This is a genomic window from Paenibacillus sp. CF384 (genome assembly GCF_900106745.1).
Lineage (GTDB): Bacteria > Bacillota > Bacilli > Paenibacillales > Paenibacillaceae > Paenibacillus_Z.
Genome location: NZ_FNNV01000016.1, coordinates 45,214 through 67,199 on the forward strand (window position 1 = coordinate 45,214; position 21,986 = coordinate 67,199).

Annotated in this window: 21 protein-coding genes; 19 read left to right on the forward strand and 2 right to left on the reverse strand. The window is 50.0% G+C overall.

Annotated features, from left to right (window positions below; all coding sequences use genetic code 11):
- The 5 genes from BLW29_RS32165 to BLW29_RS22875 all read left to right on the forward strand — a co-directional run bounded on the left by BLW29_RS32165 (position 1) and on the right by BLW29_RS22875 (position 5,081).
- Positions 1 to 873, forward strand: a complete 873-nt coding sequence (locus tag BLW29_RS32165) for an SRPBCC family protein (protein ID WP_090983927.1) — start codon at positions 1 to 3, stop codon at positions 871 to 873.
- 147 nt (positions 874 to 1,020) lie between these two features.
- Positions 1,021 to 1,818, forward strand: coding sequence for an NAD-dependent epimerase/dehydratase family protein (locus BLW29_RS22860; protein WP_177186779.1), 798 nt, complete (start codon positions 1,021 to 1,023; stop codon positions 1,816 to 1,818).
- Between the two features lie 424 nt (positions 1,819 to 2,242).
- Complete coding sequence (locus BLW29_RS22865; RefSeq protein ID WP_090984174.1) at positions 2,243 to 3,292, forward strand: FecCD family ABC transporter permease; 1,050 nt, start codon at positions 2,243 to 2,245, stop codon at positions 3,290 to 3,292.
- Positions 3,293 to 3,295: 3 nt separating this feature from the next.
- Entirely contained in the window at positions 3,296 to 4,057 is a 762-nt protein-coding gene (locus tag BLW29_RS22870) for an ABC transporter ATP-binding protein (RefSeq protein ID WP_090983931.1), read from the forward strand.
- A gap of 10 nt (positions 4,058 to 4,067) precedes the next feature.
- Positions 4,068 to 5,081 carry an ABC transporter substrate-binding protein gene (locus tag BLW29_RS22875; protein ID WP_090983933.1) on the forward strand — a complete coding sequence of 338 codons (1,014 nt, stop codon included), beginning with the start codon at positions 4,068 to 4,070 and terminating at the stop codon, positions 5,079 to 5,081.
- A 55-nt stretch (positions 5,082 to 5,136) separates the two neighbouring features.
- Here the strand turns inward: BLW29_RS22875 and BLW29_RS22880 are convergent, their stop codons facing one another.
- Positions 5,137 to 6,726, reverse strand: coding sequence for a stalk domain-containing protein (locus BLW29_RS22880; RefSeq protein ID WP_090983935.1), 1,590 nt, complete (start codon positions 6,724 to 6,726; stop codon positions 5,137 to 5,139).
- Between the two features lie 163 nt (positions 6,727 to 6,889).
- Between BLW29_RS22880 and BLW29_RS22885 the strand changes: the two genes are divergently transcribed.
- The 12 genes from BLW29_RS22885 (at position 6,890) to murI (ending at position 19,062) form a co-directional block, all read left to right on the forward strand.
- Positions 6,890 to 7,582 (forward strand): response regulator transcription factor, encoded by a 693-nt coding sequence (locus BLW29_RS22885; protein ID WP_090983937.1) that lies wholly within the window; start codon positions 6,890 to 6,892, stop codon positions 7,580 to 7,582.
- The gene (locus BLW29_RS22890; RefSeq protein WP_090983939.1) at positions 7,572 to 9,035 is read left to right on the forward strand and encodes a sensor histidine kinase; all 1,464 of its coding nucleotides are present in this window, start codon (positions 7,572 to 7,574) and stop codon (positions 9,033 to 9,035) included. The genes BLW29_RS22885 and BLW29_RS22890 overlap by 11 nt, the downstream gene beginning before the upstream one ends.
- A gap of 80 nt (positions 9,036 to 9,115) precedes the next feature.
- Complete coding sequence (locus BLW29_RS22895; protein ID WP_090983941.1) at positions 9,116 to 10,240, forward strand: TolB family protein; 1,125 nt, start codon at positions 9,116 to 9,118, stop codon at positions 10,238 to 10,240.
- 280 nt (positions 10,241 to 10,520) lie between these two features.
- Positions 10,521 to 11,627, forward strand: coding sequence for an iron-siderophore ABC transporter substrate-binding protein (locus tag BLW29_RS22900; protein ID WP_090983943.1), 1,107 nt, complete (start codon positions 10,521 to 10,523; stop codon positions 11,625 to 11,627).
- Positions 11,620 to 12,660 carry a FecCD family ABC transporter permease gene (locus tag BLW29_RS22905; protein ID WP_090983945.1) on the forward strand — a complete coding sequence of 347 codons (1,041 nt, stop codon included), beginning with the start codon at positions 11,620 to 11,622 and terminating at the stop codon, positions 12,658 to 12,660. Before BLW29_RS22900 ends, BLW29_RS22905 begins: the two co-directional genes overlap by 8 nt.
- Positions 12,660 to 13,691 carry a FecCD family ABC transporter permease gene (locus BLW29_RS22910; RefSeq protein WP_090984176.1) on the forward strand — a complete coding sequence of 344 codons (1,032 nt, stop codon included), beginning with the start codon at positions 12,660 to 12,662 and terminating at the stop codon, positions 13,689 to 13,691. The genes BLW29_RS22905 and BLW29_RS22910 overlap by 1 nt, the downstream gene beginning before the upstream one ends.
- A 2-nt stretch (positions 13,692 to 13,693) precedes the next feature.
- Positions 13,694 to 14,527, forward strand: coding sequence for an ABC transporter ATP-binding protein (locus BLW29_RS22915; RefSeq protein WP_090983947.1), 834 nt, complete (start codon positions 13,694 to 13,696; stop codon positions 14,525 to 14,527).
- The gene (locus tag BLW29_RS22920) at positions 14,524 to 15,360 is read left to right on the forward strand and encodes an alpha/beta hydrolase (protein ID WP_090983949.1); all 837 of its coding nucleotides are present in this window, start codon (positions 14,524 to 14,526) and stop codon (positions 15,358 to 15,360) included. Before BLW29_RS22915 ends, BLW29_RS22920 begins: the two co-directional genes overlap by 4 nt.
- Before the next feature lie 193 nt (positions 15,361 to 15,553).
- The gene (locus BLW29_RS22925; RefSeq protein WP_090983951.1) at positions 15,554 to 16,207 is read left to right on the forward strand and encodes a response regulator transcription factor; all 654 of its coding nucleotides are present in this window, start codon (positions 15,554 to 15,556) and stop codon (positions 16,205 to 16,207) included.
- A gap of 2 nt (positions 16,208 to 16,209) precedes the next feature.
- Positions 16,210 to 17,607, forward strand: a complete 1,398-nt coding sequence (locus BLW29_RS22930) for a sensor histidine kinase (protein ID WP_090983952.1) — start codon at positions 16,210 to 16,212, stop codon at positions 17,605 to 17,607.
- A 70-nt stretch (positions 17,608 to 17,677) separates the two neighbouring features.
- The gene (locus BLW29_RS22935; RefSeq protein WP_090983954.1) at positions 17,678 to 18,169 is read left to right on the forward strand and encodes a hypothetical protein; all 492 of its coding nucleotides are present in this window, start codon (positions 17,678 to 17,680) and stop codon (positions 18,167 to 18,169) included.
- Between the two features lie 128 nt (positions 18,170 to 18,297).
- The gene (murI, locus tag BLW29_RS22940) at positions 18,298 to 19,062 is read left to right on the forward strand and encodes a glutamate racemase (RefSeq protein ID WP_090983956.1); all 765 of its coding nucleotides are present in this window, start codon (positions 18,298 to 18,300) and stop codon (positions 19,060 to 19,062) included.
- A gap of 64 nt (positions 19,063 to 19,126) precedes the next feature.
- Here the strand turns inward: murI and udk are convergent, their stop codons facing one another.
- Positions 19,127 to 19,756, reverse strand: a complete 630-nt coding sequence (gene udk / locus BLW29_RS22945; protein ID WP_090983958.1) for a uridine kinase — start codon at positions 19,754 to 19,756, stop codon at positions 19,127 to 19,129.
- A 191-nt stretch (positions 19,757 to 19,947) separates the two neighbouring features.
- Between udk and BLW29_RS22950 the strand changes: the two genes are divergently transcribed.
- Positions 19,948 to 20,250, forward strand: coding sequence for a hypothetical protein (locus tag BLW29_RS22950; protein ID WP_090983960.1), 303 nt, complete (start codon positions 19,948 to 19,950; stop codon positions 20,248 to 20,250).
- 149 nt (positions 20,251 to 20,399) lie between these two features.
- Positions 20,400 to 21,875, forward strand: coding sequence for a DHA2 family efflux MFS transporter permease subunit (locus BLW29_RS22955; RefSeq protein ID WP_256208819.1), 1,476 nt, complete (start codon positions 20,400 to 20,402; stop codon positions 21,873 to 21,875).
- Positions 21,876 to 21,986 lie beyond the last annotated feature (111 nt).

A 21,986-nucleotide genomic window follows, 5' to 3' on the forward strand; every position in this document is an offset into this window, starting at 1 on the left:
ATGAAGCCAAGATTTACGACTCACTCGACGTTCAAAATTGAGCGCACTTACCGTGCCTCTATGGAAAGAGTGTACGCGGCATGGTCAAATCCAGATGCCAAAGCGCGGTGGTTCTCGCCAGCGGAGCAATTCGAATTTCGCGTTGGTGGACGCGAGTTTAGCCGGGGGGGTCCTCCGGGCGGCGCTGTCTACACGTTTGACGCTTTGTATCAGGAAATCGTACCCCATGAACGCATCGTTTACACATACAGCATGGATCAAGATGATGACCGAATATCCGTATCCGTATCGACGATTGAATTTGTTCAGACTGAAGAAGGCGTTAAGCTGACATTTACGGAGCAAGGCGCGTTTTTCGACGGTTACGACAAGCCCGAACAACGCGAGCATGGAACGAATTATCTTCTGGATCTACTCGGCAAATCGCTTGGGGAAAGCAATGACGAGACACATGAGCTGGTGTCCAGGAGAAGGTTAGATGCTCCTCGCGAAACGGTCTACCGGGCATGGGCGGAACAGGATTTGCTGGCCAAATGGTGGGGACCAAACGGGTTTACGAATACGATGCACAAGTTCGACTGGCGTCCCGGAGGCGTCTGGGAATTTACGATGCATGGTCCTAACGGTGTGGATTATCCAAACCGTAACGTGTTTAGCGAAGTTGGGCCCGAGCGGATCGTGCTGCGACACGATTCCAACCCGTATTTTATATTGACGGCTGATTTCGAAGAAAGCAACGGCGGGACGGAGATCGTGTTCCGTCAAGCTTTTGAATCCGCTGATGATTACGCCAAGCTGAAGTCGATGTGCGAAGAGGCGAACGAACAGAATTTGGACAGACTTGGCGCTGTCTTAAAGGGTTTAACCGAATAAAGAAGCAAGATGTACAACGGCTCTTTCGCTTATCGCGGGGGGCCGTTTTTTGTATAGACAACATTCCACTAAATGTATATATTATTGGTGCATATTTCGATTTGGAAACAAAATTTACATATGGAAAATGAAAGCGAGACACTGACCATGCGAAAAATAGCGATAACCGGAGGCAATGGATCGTTCGGACGGGAGCTCGTCGAAGGCGCGCTGCGGCGGGGATACGAAGTGGTCGTTCTCGACCGCGCCGACAACGGGGCGTTTCATGGACGGCCTGGCGTGAAGGTACGGTTTTTGGATCTGGGCGATTACGACGCGGTGCTCGATGCGCTTGAAGGCTGCGATGCGGTCGTTCACATGGCGGCGATTCCGAACCCGAAGCTGCAGTCCGCCTCCGTCGTGTTCGGCAACAACGCGACTACTACGTACAACGTGCTCGAAGCCGCAGCTGCGTGGGGCATTCGCAAAGCGGTGCTCGCTTCCAGCGAATCGGCGTACGGTTTTCCTTGGGCGGATAAGCCGTTGTCACCCCTGTATGTGCCGGTAGACGAGGAGCATCCGCTGCTGGCGGAAGATTGCTACGGTTTGTCCAAGGCCGTCAACGAATTGACGGGCGAAGCTTTTCATCGAAGAACGGGCATGCAGGTCGTGAGTTTGCGCCTATCCTCACTTATAAGCGAAGAATATTACGCCTACTTCAAGTCTTGCCTAGATAAGCCGGAAGAACTTCGCAGGGTGCTGTGGAGTTACGTGGACGCTCGCGACGCCGTGGAAGCATGCCTGCTCGCAGCGGAGCGCGATGGACTCGGCTGCGTCGCGCTGAACATTGCCGCTGACGATACGGCCGATCTACCCGCTGGACATAAGCGAAACGTGAAAACATCGCCAGGTGGCTTTACTAAGCCCCGGCGATGTTTTTTTGTGGAGTCGAAGTTTTCACGCTAACGAACCACACAGGTCTTATTTGGCGGGAAAAGGGCCATCAGAAATTGTAACGAACCTCTGGGGGCTTATTTCGTCGAAAATGGCGGTTTGGAGCAGGATTGGGGCGATATAAGACCTGTACGGTTTGTTAGAATTTCAACTGGGGTCATTGGGGTGAAATAAGGCCTGCACGGTTCGTTAGAATAAACAGTTTGCTATCCTTCGCAGCTTTGATGCCCGGTTCACCAATAGAATCGAACGGCAGTCGACATGGGAGCCCGATCGTCCCTCAACCAATATTTTGTTGCATTTTCATGCAACCCGTTTTATACTACATAACGATAATGATAATCATTATCAAACAACACATGCAGTACAAATACAACGCCTTACAGAAAAGAGTGAAGCTTTGCGAAAAGATGACCTAAACCTAAACAATCTCGGCATGGGCAAGCGTTATTATTTGTTTATTTTTCTACTAATCGCCCTGATTATGTTATCTGTTGTGTTTTCTGTATCCATCGGACAAGTGAATATTCCCTTTGCCCAATCCAAGGAGATCGTGTTGCATGCATTGACCAATGGTGCGCTGGGATCACTCGATAAGGTTGACAATGAGTCCTTTGTAAACATCATTATGCAGGTCAGAATGCCCCGGGTGGTCTATGCCCTGTTGATCGGTATTGGACTTTCGCTATGCGGGACGGTCATGCAGGCCGTCGTACAAAATCCGCTCGCGGACCCGTACATACTGGGGATTTCTTCCGGCGCCTCGCTGGGTGCAACTTTTGCAATACTAGTGGGATTCGGAAGCGGAGCTTATTTGGTGCAGATGGGCGTTGCTTTCGGCGCTTTTGCCGGGGCAATGTTAACCTCCATCGCCGTCCTGCTGTTAGCAAGCATCGGGGGCAAGGCAACGTCTGTGAAACTTGTCTTATCCGGCGTTGTCATCGGCGCGTTATGCGGATCATTCTCCAGCTTGATCATTTATTTTGCCAACAATGCGGAAGGCATCAAGTCGGTTACGTTCTGGTCGATGGGCAGCCTGGCCTCCTCAAGCTGGGATCGGGTTCCGATTATGGCCGTTGTCGTGGTGCTTGGAGCGGTGCTGTTCCTCTTCCAACATCGGATCTTGAATACTATGCTGCTGGGCGATGAATCCGCGGTTACGCTAGGCATTAATTTAAGCGCATACCGTAAATTTTACATGATCGTAGTTGCTCTTGTTACGGGAACCATGGTTGCTTACTCGGGCATGATTGGATTTGTCGGTTTGGTGATTCCGCATATCACCAGAGGGATATTCGGCACCGATCATAAGCGATTGATGCTTGGGACGCTGCTGCTGGGAGGGCTGTTCATGATATGGGCGGACATTTTGTCCAGAACGATCATCCACAACGTGGAGCTTCCGATCGGCATCATTACCTCGGTCATCGGATCTCCTTTGTTCATCTATATGATTGTCAAACGAGGCTATAATTTTGGGGGGTAGGGAATGGAACTAGTTGCCAAGGGAATGGAAGTGCGAATCGGCAAGAAGGAAATTGTAAAAGATGTTTCGGTCCAAGTGAAGAACAAACAGTTCGTAGGGCTGATTGGACCCAATGGCTGCGGGAAATCGACGTTGCTCAAAAGCATTTATAAAAGTCTGACTCCCCAGAAAGGAGTCGTGTTTCTGGATGACATCGATGTGCTGAAGAGCTCAGAGAAGAAGGTGTCGCAGAACTTAGGCGTTGTCGGTCAGTTTAACGATATCAGCTTTAATTTGTCCGTGCAGCAAATGGTGATGCTCGGCAGGACGCCGCACAAAAAAATGCTGGAGTCCGATAATCGAGCGGATTTGGCCATTGTGGAAGAAGCGTTGGCCAGAACGAATTTGCTTGATTATAAGCATCGCGGCTACTTGTCGTTGTCCGGCGGGGAGAAACAAAGGGTTATTCTGGCCAGAACCATCGCGCAGCAGCCGAAGTTTATGATCTTGGATGAGCCGACGAACCATCTGGATATCCGTTATCAAATTGAGATTCTGTCGATCGTCAAACAGTTGGACATTGGCGTCTTGGCCGCGCTTCATGATTTAGAGATGGCGGCCCAATATTGCGACTACGTGTACGCGATGAAAGACGGGGAAGTGTATGCTCACGGAACGCCGCAAGAAGTGTTGACTTCAACGACCATTGAAACGCTATACCAAATAAAATGCCAAACATTCACGAATCCGGTCACGAACGGAATTGGATTTGCTTATGGCTTATAAGGAGAACAAGATGAAAAAGACGTTATTATTCAGTATTGCGCTTTCTGTAGCGCTGTCACTAACCGGTTGTGCAAGTTCGAATACCAACAATGCAGAACAAGCCGAGACGACGCAAGCGAAGTACCCGCTGACGATTCAAAACTTTGCCAGAGCAAATGAAGGCGCGAGTTGGGAGAAGAAAGATCAAGTCTTCGATCAAGCGCCCGAAAGAATCATGGCTAATACGCGTCCGGCTGCAGAACTGTTGCTTCATCTGGGTTTGGGTGACAAGATCGTTGGGGTAGGGGCCAATTTCGGAGTGCCTGACCCATCGGTAGAGGCCGAATATAAGAAGCTGAACATCTTGAGCGATGAGTATGTCGGGAAAGAAGTCACCATGGGCACCAATCCGGATTTGGTGTTTGGACGGGGCGGTTTGTTCGAAAATGCGGACTGGGGAGTAGGAACGGTAGATACGCTCAATGGCTTGAAAATCAAAACGTACGTGCTGGAGTCGTCGATTACAAGCGGGACTTATGATTCGATTTATAAGGATATCGAGAACATCGGGAACATATTTGACGTTAAAGATAAAGCGGATGGTTTCATCAAAGAACTGAAAGATAAGCAAGCTGCGATCTTTGCCAAATTGGAAAACATTAAAGACCACAAAACGTTCGCCTACTTGCATACGAACGATCCGAAAGAGTTGTATGTGTATCCGGCAAGCGATGAATCCTTCTTCAATGATGCTTTTAGCATGATTAAGCTGGACAATGTATTCGCGCAGGAAAAAGGAGACGTCAGCGTCGAAACGCTGATTGCTACAGATCCGGACATCTTAATCTTGCCGAAATGGGATGAGACGGATCTCAACAAGGTAAGAGATGAGATGTATGCCAATCCGAAATTATCGAGCATGAAAGCCATTAAGAACAAGCAAATTTATATTGTGGATTATAACTATTTGTTCGGCTATAGCTACAATACGATTGATGGAATGGAGCAATTGGCCAAAGAGATCTACCCTGACTTGTTTAAATAGAACGGCGTGGCATAAAGAAACGGTTGAGCGGATTGTATCTGCTCAACCGTTTTTATTAAGTCCTCGAATTAATATTGACGGAGGAGCTCTTGGAATCCCAGCTTACGTCCTTTCCAAGTGCTTCCCCAACGAATCGGAGCGGTACATAGGTGGAGTTGTTTGTTACTTTGGGAGCCACGGTCAGCTGCTTGGCTTGACCATTTACTAAAGCAGTTGTAGATCCAAGAGTCATCTGGATGGACAAGCCGTCCTTTGAACCGGTAATGGTCTGCGATACAGAATCCCAGCTTACGGTTAGACCCAAACTCTCGAATAGGGAACGAAAAGGAACCGACACGGTCCCGTTCTCCTTAATTGGAGCTACCGGTAAAGGCAAATATAGGTTATCCACGTATACTTGGATTTGTTTTTTACCAAAGGCCAGAAGTCCGATATCCATATTGCTTGAATAAATATTGCCATTTCTCCCGACAACAACTTCAGAGATAATATACCAGTAGGAATTTCTAAGAAACGCGAAAATTTCTTGTCCTTCGCTGTTTAAGCCAAAAATGTTGCCAACTCCCGTGGGGAAATAGACGTTCCCTTTGTCATCGGTCGCGAGAATATCAATATATCCGATGCTCTGCCTTTCGGTTTCTCTCTGGACGTACACCCACTTTGAGATTCCAGTATAATCGATTTTTTGAACCAATCCTTTGTCTACAATATAATATCCGCCTCTGCCATCCGTTGGAATACCGGAGGATCGGATATCGCTTAAATTGGACTCGCTAGTAATGGCCACTGCACTTCCGTCTGCGGCTTTTAAGGCATGTAAGCCATCAATTGTCAGCATGTACAGTAGACCCGCGTCCGAAAAAAAGGGGCGAAAGACATTAAAAGCATTCAGGTAGCCTTGAGGTTTGGAACGCCAACGTTCATTGCCTGCAGCGTCCAATGAAATGATTTCTTTGTTGGCAGAATCGACGTAGATGTTCCCTGCCAGATCAGTATACACGTTGGAATGGTGCAAGCTTTCTAAGTATTTGCTCGGATCGGATGTCTGGATTGCTTTATTAATCCAATTGATTTCGCCTTTAGCATTTCGAGAGACAAGTCCTTCTTCTGTAAAGTAAACGAAGTTTCCAAGCGAGTCGCCAGCAAAATGATAATCGAATCTGCTGTAGATCGTACTTGGCTGGAGCTTCCAAATGACTTTCCCTTCTGGAGATAGTGCATAAATTGACGTCAAACTTGGCTCTGATAAAGAATCTGAACTATAAGCATAAATAGTTCCGTCTTGTCCTAGCTTTAAATAAATAACCGACAGTTCAAAACCCATATCTAAGTGAAGGGTCCATTTTCTTTTGCCATTGGGATAAACGGCATGTACATTGTTATCGGAATCGGTCGTATAAAGGATTCCGTCCTTGTCTTGAACAAGGCTAAAGAGAAGCGGGTTATCCATTTTCCATTTTGCTTCATAGTAGGCGGAGTTAAGGATTTTGGGCTTCGGTCGTTTCGGCGGAGTTTCTGTATACTCCCAGTCCAGCTGATGACCTGATGATTCTGATAAATAAATATTTGTAGAGCTAAAACCATGGTTGGGTACGCAAATAAGTGCAACTATAACAACTAAAAACAAAAGGCCTACTTTTCTCATATCAATGACCCCTTCCCCAGTATGGTTTCAATTATAGAAAAAAATGGAGAAATCATACAGAGGGTAATTTAATGTTTAAAACTGCAAGGGTGATTTTGGCTCCAGCCGCAAAAGCCTATATAATGGAAGAATACGATAACGATACGGGGCAGGTGTGAATGGTATGCAAGCAAAGATCATGGTCATCGAAGACGAGAAAGCAATCGCGGACGCGATCTCCTATGCCCTGAAGCGCGAAGGCTATGAGGTGGAGGTCATTGATCGCGGGGATATCGCTGCGAAGCGTCTTGGCGAGACTCGTCCGGATGCCATCATTCTCGATGTGATGCTGCCCGGTATGGACGGCTACGACGTGCTGAAGAAGCTGCAGGACAAAGGTGGAATTGGCGTCATCATGCTGACGGCCAAGGAAGACATCGTGAATAAGGTGCTCGGGCTAGAGCTTGGAGCTGACGATTATATGACGAAGCCCTTCGACATGCGGGAGCTGCTCGCGCGGCTTAAGTCCCTGCTTAGACGGCTGCAGGAAGCCGGAGAGAAGAAGCCGCGAGAGCTTGAGCTGGGCGTAGTGAAGGTGAACGTCGCCAGAAGAACGGCAATGGTGGGAGAACGCCAGCTGGAGCTGACGCCTAAGGAATTCGATCTGCTGGCGCTGCTTGCAGCGAATCCGGACAGGGTGTACGAAAGGGAGCAATTGCTTGACCTGGTGTGGGGGATGGATTATTTCGGAGGTACGCGTACGGTAGACATTCATGTGCAGCGACTGCGCAAGAAGCTGGGACCTGACTACGGCGATACGATCCAAACCGTACATGGCGTAGGCTACAGGGCGTCCGGAGGGCACCGTGAGAATTAGAATTAGCATCAAGCTGAAATTCAGCCTGTTCCTCGCCGCTATTTTGCTGCTCACCGTAATCGTGCTCAGTATGCTGGTTCTGCAGGGAATTGAGCGGAATCAGCGCGTGCAAGTGGAGGGGCTTCTCTCTCAGCAAGCCGATACGGCAAACGTCTATTTCATCCAATCCATTAATGAGCAGTCCAATAAAGTTCCCCAGACCTTCCTGAAGAACAAAGGTGAAGCGTTCGCCAAGCAGCTGGAGCTGATCAGCGGGCAGCCCGTGGTCCTCTTCGATGGGAGCGGCGCCGTCATGGGGAGGAAGGCTGCGGCTCCTCCGTCTAGCAGTATTAAGCAGACACTGGCGTATGCGCTGGAGAACAAGACCGCTTATTTGGTGGAAGGGGAGTCCCTGTATTATTTGACTCCTCTGCGCGCGGGAGGCGAGCAGGTCGGCGTCGTCCAGTTTTATTATTCCCTCCATGACCATCAAGTCTTCTACGATGAGATTAAGCGATTGTTTATCTCCATTGGAGCGGGCGTGTTCGTGCTCAGCTTCCTCTTAGCCTACTTGTTCTTTAACTCCTTCGCTCGCAGCATCATTAAGCTGAACGTTACGGTAAGCCGTATTCGGGAGGGACAGTTCGCAGTGCCGGATATGAAGCGCTGGGACGAGCTCGGGGAACTCGGCGCGGGCATTGCCGCCATGAGCGAACGGCTCATGGCCACGATGCGGGACAAGGACGAGGAGCGGGAGAAGCTGGCGCTTGCGGTTCGCAAGTTATCGGAGCTGGATCGGCAGCAGAAGGAGTTCATCGGCAATGTCACGCATGAGTTCAAGACGCCGCTGACTTCCATTAAAGCCTACCTCGATCTGCTCGACATGTATCCGGGTGACGAGGAATTGCTGACTACGGCCAAAACCCATATCGCCGGAGAGACGCAGCGGCTCTACGAAATGGTGGAGAAGGTGCTGCAATTGTCCGCGCTGGAGAAATACGATTTTGAATATAACAAGGAAAGCCTCGAGATTCGGAGTACGATTGAAACAGTGCTGGACTTCCTCAAAGGCAAAATGGAGAAGTTCGGCCTTACGCTTGAGACGGATTTGCACGAAGCTTATATGGAAGCCGATAAGGATTACATGAATATCGTGCTTGGGAATCTGCTGGACAATGCCATCAAATACAACAGGACAGACGGTCGTATCCGCGTAAGCAACGTCGTCAGAGGTAATGAGATCGTCATCGAAATAGCCGATACGGGAATTGGTATTCCGGCAGAAGTCGCGGGTAAGATCTTTGAAGCGTTCTATACGGTGGATCGGAACAGATCCAGGGAGCATGGGGGTGCTGGACTTGGGCTGTCCATCGCGAAGCGGTATGCCGAGTCGCAGGGAGGCCGCATCTCCATCGTGAAGTCGGATGGCAACGGCACGACGTTCCAACTGACGTTCCCGACGCAATCCCGATAAGATTGTTTACAATTTGGAAACAACCCTTCGTTCTTTTGCAACATTCGGTTGGTATTGTATGCATTAAGGAGGCGATCACATTGATCCATACAAGAAAATTAGCCATTATCGCATGCGTTCCCGCATTGCTGCTTACCCTCACCGCTTGCAGCGGAAATAACGAAGGGAATCGTCAAGTCATCAAGGAGCCGGGGAAAACCATTACCGTCATTGATAAAGGAAACGAGAAACCGACGGCTGGACCGGCCATTACATTAGGCGACATCAAGATGTACGGGAAGACGGAAGTATTCGGCTGGCTGGACGAGGATACAGTCATTGTATCCAAGGAGAATGATTCTTTAGCGAAAATGAAGCTGGAGGAGCTGGCGGATTCCTACCCGCGCAGCCTGTACCGAGTCAATCTGAAGACAGGGGACTTCGTACCGCTGAAAGAACAGGAGAACGTGTTCTTGGGGGGCGCAAGCTTGTCGCCGGACAAGAAACATCTGATCTACCAGGCGTACACGCTCGGCGATCCTGCGTTTTATGTCATGAATCTGGAAACGCTGAAGTCGGTTGGTTTGGCCGGTGATCCGATCGGTGGAGCCATGAGCGCTGGATGGACGGATGATGGCAGCATCATCGGAGCTTCTTATGCTGGCGGAGCTTACACGGCAACCGCGGAAGGTGATATCGCCGCACTTAAGGAATTGGACAAAGGCGCACTGATTATCGTAGCCAAGCTCGGCAACAGCATCTATTACAACTCCAATGCGGATGAAGCGCTGAAGGTGCTCCATCTGGATACCAAGGAGACCAAGGATATGGGACTTGGTTCCGTAGGCAGCGTCATTCCTTCGCCCGACGGCAAGCAGCTGCTGGTGAAGCAATACGACGGCTCTAAAGTGAAGCTTGTCCTGTGTGATCTGGACGGAGGGAACGCTAAGACAATCGCGGAAGGCGCGGAAATTGGTGCAATCTCTTGGTCAGCGGATCAGCGGCTGATCGCGTACAGCATGCAAGGCGAGGCAAGCGGAGCGACGGTCAAAGGCCTCTACGTCCACGACCTTCTGTCCGATGAAGCGACCCGTGTCGTAGTCGACGTCGAGAATGCCGTGAGTTCCTCTTGGAGCCCTTCGGGCAACAAGCTGTCCTACTCCGTATGGAACGGCAGCAGCTACGATAGCGGAATTGTCGAGATTCATTCTGCTTTACAGCAGTAATATAACCGCGGGTACGATAAAGACCAGAACGCCTTAGTTAGGCGTTCTGGTCTTTTTTTTTGAGCATCTATTAGTTGTGGCTCATGACGGACACGATCTCGTCGAGCAGCCTGCTGTCGTTTCATCGGTGGATTCGCTCAGTACAGTACGAAAACCTGCAATTGATACAAAGCTTCGAACATTCTGTGAACGTCCATTGACAGGTCTTCCGAACCACCTTACAATACTAATAATGATAATCGTTATCAATTATTATAAAAAAGAGGATGGGGTTGTACCAATGAAGTCCAAACGTAAATTTGTAGTGTCTACTCTTCTCGCATCACTTACGCTTATGCTCGCTCTGACAGGCTGTGGCAGCAACAACAATACCAACAGCAATGCAGCGAATACCACGAATTCCGGGGCAACGAACTCGAACGTCGCGGCTAATGCGCCGGCTTCGAATGAGACTGCTTCTGAGGAAGCAACGCAACAATATCCAATCACGATTAAGCACGCATTCGGTGAGACGGTACTAGAGAAGAAGCCTGAACGGATTGCTACAATTTCGTGGGCGAACCAAGACGTTGCTCTGGCACTCGGCGTTGTACCTGTCGGATTCTCGGCGGCGAACTACGGCGTTACGGACGGCAGCGGCTTGTTGCCTTGGACGAAGAAGAAGCTCGACGAGCTTGGTTCAACATCCCCTAACATTTATCAAGATACAGACGGTCTAGACTTCGAAGCAATCTCGGATTCGAAGCCTGATGTCATTCTGGCAGCTTATTCCGGTCTTACGAAGGAAGACTACGAAACATTGAGCAAGATCGCTCCGGTAGTTGCTTATCAGAAGAGCCCTTGGGTTACGAGCTGGCAAGAGATGATCAAGTTCGATTCGATGGGTATGGGTATGGAAGCAGAAGGCGAGCAGCTCATTAAGGATACAGAAAATGTTATTAAAGAGAAGGCAAGCGCTTATCCGGACCTTCAAGGCAAGAATGCTCTCTTCGCATTCTTTTACCCGGACGACATGTCGAAAGTTTCTATTTATGCGCCTGGAGATCCTCGCGGCGACTTCTTAGTTGAGCTCGGCATGAAATACTCGGAATCCGTGCTTAGCAAAGTGTCCAAGGATAGCTTCTATTTCGAACTTAGCGCCGAGAACGCGGATATCCTTAACGATACCGATATTATTGTTACTTACGGGGACGAAGCTTTGCTGAAGAAGCTTCAAGCTGATCCGCTGCTTGGCAAGATTCCGGCAATCGCTAAAGGCTCCATGGTTCTGATCAAGGACAACACGCCGCTTGCAGCTGCTGGCAACCCGAATCCGCTGTCCATCTCTTATACGCTTGACGAGTACTTGAAACTGATCGATGCGGCTGCTAAGAAGGCAAATGGTTAATTTAGTCTCCCCCGTATCTAAGCCGCTAAAGTCGTCTGTGCCCAAGCACTTCGCGATCGTCTTGATTATCGGCTTGGCCGTGCTCGGTGCCTGCATCTTGGCATCTCTGGCGTTCGGCTCTCGGGTCCTAGGCATGAAGGAAATGGTAGACGGGTTGTTCAATACTGGCACCGATTCATTCGGTGCCAGTATTATGCACCAGCGCGTCGCGCGAACGGTGTTCAGTCTCTGCTGCGGCGGGGCGCTCGGCATCGCAGGTTCTCTCATGCAGGCGGTCACACGCAATCCGATTGCCGATCCGAGCGTGCTCGGGGTCAATACCGGTGCGGCATTGTTCGTCGTTTGCGGAATCGCGTTCTTCCATATTAGTACGGCTAACCAATATATTGGGCTGGCTTGCGCAGGAGCGGCGATTACCGCGGTGTTCGTGTTCGGCATCGGTTCATTGGGACGTGGCGGACCTACGCCTATCAAGCTCGTGTTAGCAGGTGCGGCTACAAGTGCCGCACTTTCTTCGCTTATCAGCGCCATCATGATTCCGCGCGCCGAAGTCATGGACCGGTTTCGTTTCTGGCAGATGGGCAGCGTCGGCTCGGCGAATTGGCATGATATCACGACGTTCCTACCTTTTCTCATTGTTGGCATGCTAATTGCAATCGCATCGGCTGCCGCTCTCAATGCGCTCGCGCTTGGCGATGAGGCAGCTAGTGGACTAGGTGTGCGAACCGGAATCTTGCGACTCGTTGCGTCGATAGCTGGCGTCTTGCTATGCGGTACCGTCACTGCGCTTGCCGGTCCGATCGGTTTCATTGGACTGCTGGCGACCCACGTCATCCGTCTGTTAATCGGACCTGATCAACGTTATCTTATTCCGATGTCGGCTTTGGCCGGCGCGGTTATCTTAACCATATCTGACGTCATCGGCAGAGTCCTCGGAAGCCCCGGGGAGCTGGAGGTCGGCATGGTCACCGCATTCGTCGGTGCCCCGATCCTCATCCTGTTGGCGATTAGATCGAAAGTGCGATCCTTATGATGAATACGTCGACGATTAACCTCATTATGACGGGCAGGCGTCTAAGGCGCCGCCGCTTTGTCCTGATTACTTCCCTGCTCGGAGGCATTTCCTTCCTGCTTTGCTTCGCGATGCTTTATTTCGGCAATACGATCTATCCGGTCAAAGATATCGTGCGGGTTCTGCTGGGAGGAGAGGTCAAAGGATTGACCTTCACCATGGAGACGATCCGGTTGCCGCGCATGCTGGCGGGACTGTTAGCAGGATTTGCTTTCGGATTAGCGGGCAATACGTTTCAGACGATGCTCCGGAATCCGCTTGCGAATCCGGACGTACTGGGCATTACGTCAAGTTCCAGCGTCGCAGCCGTCTTCTGTATCATCTACCTTCATACGAGCGAAGCGGTAGTCTCCATTTCGGCGTTCCTGGCAGGCTTAGCTTCGGTGATGCTGCTCTATCTGTTGTCCCGTCGGAAAGTCTTCTCCATCGGGCGGCTTGTTCTGATCGGTATCGGTCTGGATGCCATGTTCGGATCTGTCATTACCTACCTGTTGAAGATTAGCTCAACATACGACGTTCCTGCAGCATTCCGCTGGCTAAGCGGAAGCCTTAACGGCACGCAATTGGATGATCTCCCGCCGCTTGCGATTACCGTATTGGTGTGCACCCCAATTATCATGCTATTGGGCAAGCGCCTTAGTCTGCTCGAGCTTGGCGAACAATCGGCTTCTTCCCTTGGGATTCACACGGACAGAACCCGCATTCTGCTAGTCTTAAGCGCTGTTTGCTTAATTGCCATAGCGACCGCGACAACAGGTCCCATTGCTTTCGTAGCTTTTCTGGCGGGCCCGATCGCGAAGCGATTGGTCGGCGTCGGCTACTCGACCGTTATTCCTGCCGGTCTGGTCGGCGTTATCTTGGTTCTAGGGGCTGATCTGATCGGCCAGTATGCGTTCGAGACCCGGTTTCCCGTGGGCGTCATCACCGGTATTCTCGGAGCGCCGTATCTGATCTACCTGCTTATCCGAATGAACCGAAAGGGGGATTTCTAATCATGAAACCCAGCCATCAGTTCCAAGCTGAACAAACCGTTGCGGGTTATGACAACAAAACGATTCTCCATGGTGTGAGCTTATCCGTTCCGAGCAACAAGATCAGCGTCATTATCGGAGCCAATGCATGCGGAAAGTCCACGCTGCTGAAAACCATGGCGAAGCTGATTAAACCGGAATCCGGCCAAATCACGCTGGACGGCAAGGCGCTCCACGAGTTCTCCCCCAAGCCGCTCGCTCGGATCCTCGGCATATTGCCGCAGTCTCCGATCGTGCCGGAAGGGATTACGGTCGCGGACTTGGTTGGCCGAGGGCGTTTCCCGCATCAGAGCTGGCTCGGCGGATGGACGAAGAAGGATTACGAGGCCGTCGCCGAAGCGATGGACATTATGAAGATCACAGATCTGGGAGACCGGAATATCGATGAGCTGTCCGGCGGCCAGAGGCAGCGCGTCTGGATTGCCATGGCACTGGCGCAGCAGACGGACATTCTGTTCCTCGATGAGCCGACGACCTTCTTGGATATTACCTATCAGGTCGAGATATTGGATTTGTTGACCGATCTCAACCGCAAGCACGGCACGACAATCGTCATGGTGCTTCACGACATTAACTTGTCCGCCCGTTATGCTGACTATATCTTCGCTCTTCGCGAAGGCAAGCTGGTGGCGGAAGGCAAGCCGTCTGAGGTCATTACGGCCGGCTTGATCCAAGAAGTCTTCGACCTTGACTGCGCGGTCATTCGCGACCCTGTGTCGGATTCCCCGATGGTCGTGCCGATTGGCCGCCATCATGCGCGAAGCTTAAAGCTTATTCACGCTGAGGGGAAACGATGATGAATCTTACTGCTTTGCCGTGGAGAGAAGTGCTGAAAGACGACGCCGTACATACCATTACCGGTGATGTGAGGGTGATCGAAGCGTTCCCGATTCCGCAATTGCAGACCGAACGCAGAGTGTGGATCTACTTGCCGAGAAGCTATAACGAAGGTGATCGCAGGTATCCGGTCCTTTATATGCACGACGGTCAAAATGTGTTTAATCAACCGACGTCATGGGGCACCGAGTGGGGCGTCGACGAGACATTGGAGCAGCTGGCAGTTGATGAACCGGAGATCGAGGCGATCGTGGTTGCTATCGACAATGGAGGCGACCAGCGCAACAATGAGTATAACTTCACGATTAACGCGGAATATGGCTTCGGAGGCAAAGGCGAAGCTTACGCCGCATTCCTCGCGGAGACGCTTAAACCGTATATCGATCTTCACTATCGGACCCTTCCCGAACCGGAGCATACGATGATTAGCGGAAGCTCGTTCGGAGCGTATATCTCGCTCTACGCCGCTATCCGTTATCCCGCCCAGTTCGACCGAGTAGGCGGATTATCGTTCGTCATGTGGCATGACAACGGTGCAATCATTGAATTGATCCAGAAGTCGGTTATCTCTCCCACGCTGCGCGTCTATCTGAGCATCGGCGAATTGGAGACCGACAATCCGGACTTTAATCGGATTGCTCATGAGCACGTTACACTGACACAACAGACGCTGATTGCAGCAGGGGTGGCGGAAGGTCGAATTCAATTCGACTACATTCCGGGCGGCACGCACCACGAATCTACGTGGGGACCGCTGTTTGCTAAGGCTCACCGTTGGCTGCTTCAGCCATAAACGTTCAAATTTGAAACAGAGCACGGCGATATAGCTGCCGTTGCTCTGTTTTTTTATATCTTTAATTAGCAGGAGACTTCCTCTGCTTGGAATGGATCAACTTCAGTGGGGTAGACTGTGGGATAAACAATTTTACAACTCCATGATAACTTTCCATTTCGGAATTGCTATCATGGCGTAGAGGTGTATGCTTATGGCGAAAATACTGATTGTAGATGATGAGAAGGCCATCAACGATTTGATTGCCGTCAATTTGAAGATGGTCGGGCATGAGTATGTGCAATTATATAGTGGCGATCACGTTCTGCAAACCTTGAATGAGACGCGAATCGATTTAGTTATTCTCGATGTGATGCTGCCCGGCAGAGACGGCTTTGAAATCGTACAGGATATCGTGAAACGGGGCGTGCCGGTCATCTTCTTGACGGCAAGAACTACGGTTTCGGATAAAGTGCACGGCCTCGAGACCGGAGCGGAAGATTATATCGTTAAGCCTTTCGAAGCCGTGGAACTCATCGCGCGCATCCATGTCATTCTAAGAAGAAACCACAAGACTGCCAACGAATTTAGGCTGGATGACACCGTCGTTGATCTGGACAAGCATGTTGTGACGGTTCAAGGACAAGAAGTGGAGCTAACGAATAAGGAGTTTCAATTAATGGACCTTCTTGTGCAAAATAAAAATATCGCGCTGTCACGCGAGAGAATTATCGAACAGACCTGGGGCTTTGATTTCTATGGCGAGACAAGAACCGTTGACGTGCATATTCAGAAGCTGCGAAAGAAACTGAATTGGGAGAATCGAATCAAGACGGTGTATAAATACGGGTACAGGCTAGAGGTGTAGAGGTGAAATTTTGGCAGAAGACGTACTTAAGCGTGTTGATTGTATTTCTGATCGCCTTCGACCTCGGGGCCTATGCGCTTCTCAAGAAGAGCTATGAACTAAACGAACAATTGGATATCTCAAGAGGCATGAGCGAATACGGGAGCATCGAAAAATCATTAAGCTACATCCTTCGCGCCTATACCGAAAGCTCGGGAAGTACCGACTACGAGACGTTAATCGCCAGTTTTGCGGCCAATCCTAATAAAGAGAATATCCTTCTGGAGGTTTACCGGGCGGATCAATTGCTCTTCTCCAATGCCTATGAGTTTGCCGGGGAGCGGGCGGAGCTTCACGGGGAGCCGTACCGATTCGTTTACAGAAAGATGAATGGCGAGCTATGGCTGTTTGTCGGCGGAAAGATGGAGCTCCAAGACTTAAGACTCGTTATTTCAAGAAAATCGGAGTATTTACAGGACTATCATGTCACGTTGCGGCAGTATTTCATTCGATTGAGCATCGTCATTTCGTTGATTTTATCGGCAGCGCTTATTTTTCTGCTGTTTCAATTAACCGCGCCTATTCGCAGGTTGAACAAAGGCGTGAAGGCCATTGCCGCAGGCGCGTATGAGCAGCGAGTGAAGGTAAGCGGGAACGACGAGTTCGGGGAATTGGCGCAAGATTTTAATAAGATGGCGGGTGCGGTTTCGCATCATATTGAAACGATCAATAAGGCGAGCGAAGACAAAGAGTTATTCATCAACAACCTCACGCATGAACTGAAAACACCCATTACAGCGATCAAGGGGTATAGCGCGTTTCTGAATCATGCCAATTATAACGAGGATGAACGACAAATGGCGGTTCAGTACATTCATGAGCATATTGCGAGGCTGGATGTTCTCTCGGGCAAAATGATGCAATTACTGTATTTGAAGAGCGGTGAGATTGCAAGGGAGCCTGTTGATATAGAGAATCTGTTCGCCTATGTGGTAAACATGGAGCGGCATCACGTAGAGGCAAAGCAGATGAAGGTGCGATGGGAGTGCTCGGCTGACAAAGTCTATGGCGATCAAGAACTACTGCAGTCCTTGTTCATTAACTTAGTCGAGAACAGCATCAAAGCATCCTCGGCTGGCGGGGAGATTCTATTGAGAAGCTTCCATAATGACGAAGGCGTTGTGCTTGAAGTCTTGGATCATGGAAGAGGCATCCCGCAGAAGGACATCGCAAGAATTACGGAAGCGTTCTATGTCGTGGATCGATCCCGTTCCAAAGAATTAGGTGGAATTGGGCTTGGCTTATCCATCTGCCATCAGATTGCCCAGCTCCATGGTGCAACCATACGAATCGAGTCCAAAGAAAATGAATATACAAGGGTCTCCGTGTATTTTACAACTCGATTACAACTTGAAGATTAGTTCATAATGCGGCTCCATTATAGTGGGTTTGTAGCTACGAAACACCATAAACTATTGGAGGTAATGAAGAATGAAGAAGAAGTTTATCACGGCAGCAATGACTCTGGGAGTAGCGACCGTGCTGGTTGCAGGAAACAGCGTGATCTCGGCAAATGCGTCTACATTTGATCATGCGCAGCAGGTGGAGGTTACCGGTAAACACCAGCCGCCCGCCATTACTAAAGTCGAACATGTGCCGGTGCACGAGAAGATCGCCGTTGTAACGGCGGAGAAAGCGATTCAAGACAAATATAACGTATCCTTAAGCGGCATGGATATTTCTTATAATTTGGGCAAACGCGAAGACATGGAAGGCACGTTCTATTTTGTAGCTTTCCAAAGTCAGAAATACACGTACACCGATGAAGAGCTCGCCAAAGCGAAGCGGGATTTACTTGCGGGTAAGGAAATGGACATCCAGCTAAACGATCTTTACGTTGCAACGATCAATGCCGAAACCGGAGAAGTCGTTCAAGTCGAGAAGAATCCATCGGCCAGCGGTTCGGAATTTGCGACAGAGTAAAGGTTCATCTCTATGAATCTGTGAAAATGGCAACGAAAACAACATGTCAGTTCTTGCCCTAGGGAGTTCAATCGCGCTATGCTGTAGGTATGACTATGACTACAACATTCGATAGGAATTGATTCCCTATGAAACTCGGTTTTTTTGATTCCGGCATTGGCGGGCTTACGGTATTGGCGGAATCGCTCAGGCTGCTCCCTGCTGAGGATTATCTCTATATGGCAGATACCACGCACGTCCCCTACGGGACCAAATCGAAGGAAGACGTGCAGACCTTCGTCTTTGAAGCTGTGGAGAAGATGGTTCAGCATGGCATCGATGCGCTTGTTATTGCTTGCAACACGGCGACAAGCATTGCGATAAACGAGCTGAGAGAGCGGTATTCCTTTCCGATTATCGGCATGGAGCCTGCCGTCAAACCGGCCGTAGAGATGAATCGCGCAACCGGCAAGAGAGTACTTGTTTTCGCTACACCTCTTACGCTGCAGATGCCTAAATACTATGCGCTCGTATCCCGCGTAGATCAAGATGGCATCGTGGATTCGCTGCCGTTGCCGGAGCTTGTCCAGTACTGCGAATCCCTTCAATTCGATAGGGATGTCATGGGTGAGTACTTCCGAGGTAAGCTTGCCCCCTATGATCTTAACCAGTACGGCATTATCGTGTTAGGCTGTACGCATTATCCGTTCTATACGGATATTCTCCGCGACCTATTGCCGCCCCATATCGAGATCGTCAACGGAAACGCTGGCACGGTCAGAAGGTTGTCGGCGTTGTTGAATCGCTATGGCATCGAAACAGGCTTGGGGAGCGGTCATGTGACGTTCATGTGTACCGGCGGGGAAGCCGCCTACATCGAGAAAATGAAGTTGGCGCTCACTTGTCTCAGATAAGATCCGAAATGAAACAAATACATCGCCATGGGCTGTGCCCGGGCGATGTATTTGTTATGTTCACCTATTCGGTTATGCGTTTCTCGCCTAAGTATTTCTCCGTCAATATGGAAAGCAGTCGGATGCCCACTTCATTCTGCCCGCCTTCGGGGATGATGATGTCGGCGTATTTCTTGGACGGTTCGATGAAAGCCTCGTGCATGGGCTTGACGGTCTGCAAGTATTGATCGTGGACGGATTGGATCGACCGGCCGCGCTCTTCCATGTCGCGCAATACCCGGCGCAGTATACGGACGTCCGGATCGGTGTCGACGAACACCTTGATATCGAGCATCGCCCGCAGGTTCTCGTCAGAGAGCACGTGAAGCCCTTCAATAATGACGATGTTGTAGGGCATGAGCTTCTCGGTTCGATCCTTGAAGCGGGCATGCATGGTGAAATCATAGACCGGCGCGTAGGCGGTCTGTCCGGCCTTCAGCAGCTTCAAATGCTCGACCAGCAGGTCGTTCTCGAACACGAGCGGATGATCGTAGTTTAGCTGCTCGCGTTCGGCCATCGTAAGATGGGGATGGTCTTTGTAATAGTTGTCTTGCGATATAAAGGTCACTTTATCAGACCCGTGATGTTCAATGACTGAGCGCGCGACCGTTGTTTTACCCGATCCCGTGCCGCCTGCAATTCCGATGATTAGCATAGCTGTCGATAAGACCTCGCTTATGTGTAATTACATTAATCTCAGTATTGTAGCATAGTGGTGCAGGGAATCACAAAACGCCGGCTTGAATTTCAATTTTAGCAGGAAGCAACCGATATTATAGGAGAATGGTACTAACGATTTGCATAGGCACATCGGCATCTAGAAGAAATGGAAGGGGAGATTCGTTCATGCACTACCAGTTCTGCCAGCAAGTGAAAATCGTGGATATGGATGATGAAATTATCTCGGAAGTGTTGTTTGAGCATGGGGAGTACGAGACGGCGGCTTTGTCGATCGGTTCATCCATCTTGATTCATCAATTGGGGTTGAAGGAATTTAGCGTTGTCTACGACAAAAGGGAAGGCAAAATCGCTCGTTATCAAATCAAGGATATCGAGCTTGATATGATTGCGCAACCGGTCGTTACCAGGGTGTACTTGGAACCGGTGAAGCTTATTGTCGGCCAACACGATATCGGCGAAATTGCCTGATATCCGGAATGGGCTTTCATGAACCTGCGGGAAGCGGGTTCTTTTTTCTGAAACTAAAAATTAACAATAAATGTCGTTTAGGCGATTGCAAAATCGGACCAATAATAGTACCGTTTATTGGTAAGAGTTTAAGGAAATGAGGAGATAAGTTGTCTAACTATTCGAATGCAGTTGCTGCCACAGAGGAAGCGCCGTTCTCGATGAAAGCGATTATGGGTCCGCTAATGGCAATCGTCGTCGGGATGATCATGGTTATCCTCGACAGTACGGTGATGAACATTGCATTGCCGACTTTAATGGATGATTTCAAGTCGTCCGTCAATACGATGCAATGGTCCATTACTGCTTATACGCTGGCGCTTTCCGCGGTTATTCCGCTGGCCGGCTGGCTAACCGATCGATTCGGCGCCAAACAAATTTTTCTGATCACGATATTCTTGTTCGCGGCAGGTTCTCTTCTATGTTCCTTTGCGACAACGCCTGAACAACTGATCGCCTATCGTGTTATTCAAGGTATCGGCGGAGGCATGGTACAGCCGATCGGGATGGCGATTATTTTCAAGCTTGCTCCTCCTAACAAGCAGGGTGCGGTCATGGGCATGCTCGGCATTCCAATGATGCTGGGACCCGCGCTTGGACCGGTATTGGGCGGTTATCTGCTGGAATACGCGACGTGGCACTGGATCTTCCTGATCAATCTGCCAATCGGTATTATTGCCATCTTAGTTGGCCTCAAGTACTTACCGAGAGTAGAACGCAAAACCGTGCCGGAACTCGATATATGGGGCATGTTCCTTGCACCGATCGCATTCGCTACGTTATCTTACGCGGTTAGTGAAGGCGGCAAAGATTGGGGTTCTACGAAAACGATTGTCGGCTTAATTGTGGGCTTCGTAGCCTTGGTGTTATTCATTATTGTCGAGCTTCGCCATAAACAACCGTTACTGGAGCTTCGCGCGTTCAAGTCCCCGGACTTCACCATCGGCATGGTTACGTCTTGGCTCATGTTCATGGCCTTATTCGGTTCCTTCCTGTTCGTGCCGATGTACATGCAGCAAGTGTTTCATTATGAGCCGCTCAAAACCGGGTTTATGATCCTGCCGCAGGTCGCGATGACAGGATTGTTTATGCCTATTGGCGGTAAACTGTTCGATAAATTCGGCGCTCGCGCCGTTTGTGTGGTCGGGGTCGCCTTTGTTGCGGCAGGCATGTTCTATATGTCGCAAATTCAAGCGGATTCCGGCTCAGGCTTCGTCATCATTGCAACGATGATTATGGGCGTAGGCATGGGACTGTCGATGATGCCGGTTAATACGCATATCTTGAAAGCAGCACCTCGCCATCTCGTAGGCCGGGTAACGCCGCTTACGTCCGCTGCTCAGCAAGTCGTGGTGTCATTCGCGGTTGCGGGATTGGCCAGTTATCTGAGCACGCGAATGACGGATCATATGACTACGAGTAAAGGCGATGCGGCTGTCTCGCTCGTAGCCGCTTTCGGAGATACGTTCTTCATCGCCGGATGTATCGCTACGGCCGGCGCCTTATTGGCCATTCTGCTTCGGAAGCCGAAAGCCGTGGAAGGCGAAGCAACGGATCAAGTCAATGCTCCCGTGATGATGCATTAAGTAGAGCATGATAGAAGGCCTCACCGTCCTAGGGATGGTGAGGCCTTTTCTATTGTCTGCAAACCTATGATATGATAACTATTACTGAGAATAGTTATCATTTAACGAAGG

Coding starts and splice junctions, on each gene's coding strand:
- BLW29_RS22880 (WP_090983935.1), bottom strand. CDS start 6,726: ATGAGAAAAGTAGGCCTTTTGTTTTTAGTTGTTATAGTTGCACTTATT.
- BLW29_RS22910 (WP_090984176.1), top strand. CDS start 12,660: ATGAATACGTCGACGATTAACCTCATTATGACGGGCAGGCGTCTAAGG.
- BLW29_RS22885 (WP_090983937.1), top strand. CDS start 6,890: ATGCAAGCAAAGATCATGGTCATCGAAGACGAGAAAGCAATCGCGGAC.
- BLW29_RS22915 (WP_090983947.1), top strand. CDS start 13,694: ATGAAACCCAGCCATCAGTTCCAAGCTGAACAAACCGTTGCGGGTTAT.
- BLW29_RS22865 (WP_090984174.1), top strand. CDS start 2,243: ATGGGCAAGCGTTATTATTTGTTTATTTTTCTACTAATCGCCCTGATT.
- BLW29_RS22925 (WP_090983951.1), top strand. CDS start 15,554: ATGGCGAAAATACTGATTGTAGATGATGAGAAGGCCATCAACGATTTG.
- BLW29_RS22935 (WP_090983954.1), top strand. CDS start 17,678: ATGAAGAAGAAGTTTATCACGGCAGCAATGACTCTGGGAGTAGCGACC.
- murI (WP_090983956.1), top strand. CDS start 18,298: ATGAAACTCGGTTTTTTTGATTCCGGCATTGGCGGGCTTACGGTATTG.
- BLW29_RS22870 (WP_090983931.1), top strand. CDS start 3,296: ATGGAACTAGTTGCCAAGGGAATGGAAGTGCGAATCGGCAAGAAGGAA.
- udk (WP_090983958.1), bottom strand. CDS start 19,756: ATGCTAATCATCGGAATTGCAGGCGGCACGGGATCGGGTAAAACAACG.
- BLW29_RS22950 (WP_090983960.1), top strand. CDS start 19,948: ATGCACTACCAGTTCTGCCAGCAAGTGAAAATCGTGGATATGGATGAT.
- BLW29_RS22905 (WP_090983945.1), top strand. CDS start 11,620: ATGGTTAATTTAGTCTCCCCCGTATCTAAGCCGCTAAAGTCGTCTGTG.
- BLW29_RS22875 (WP_090983933.1), top strand. CDS start 4,068: ATGAAAAAGACGTTATTATTCAGTATTGCGCTTTCTGTAGCGCTGTCA.
- BLW29_RS32165 (WP_090983927.1), top strand. CDS start 1: ATGAAGCCAAGATTTACGACTCACTCGACGTTCAAAATTGAGCGCACT.
- BLW29_RS22900 (WP_090983943.1), top strand. CDS start 10,521: ATGAAGTCCAAACGTAAATTTGTAGTGTCTACTCTTCTCGCATCACTT.
- BLW29_RS22860 (WP_177186779.1), top strand. CDS start 1,021: ATGCGAAAAATAGCGATAACCGGAGGCAATGGATCGTTCGGACGGGAG.
- BLW29_RS22920 (WP_090983949.1), top strand. CDS start 14,524: ATGATGAATCTTACTGCTTTGCCGTGGAGAGAAGTGCTGAAAGACGAC.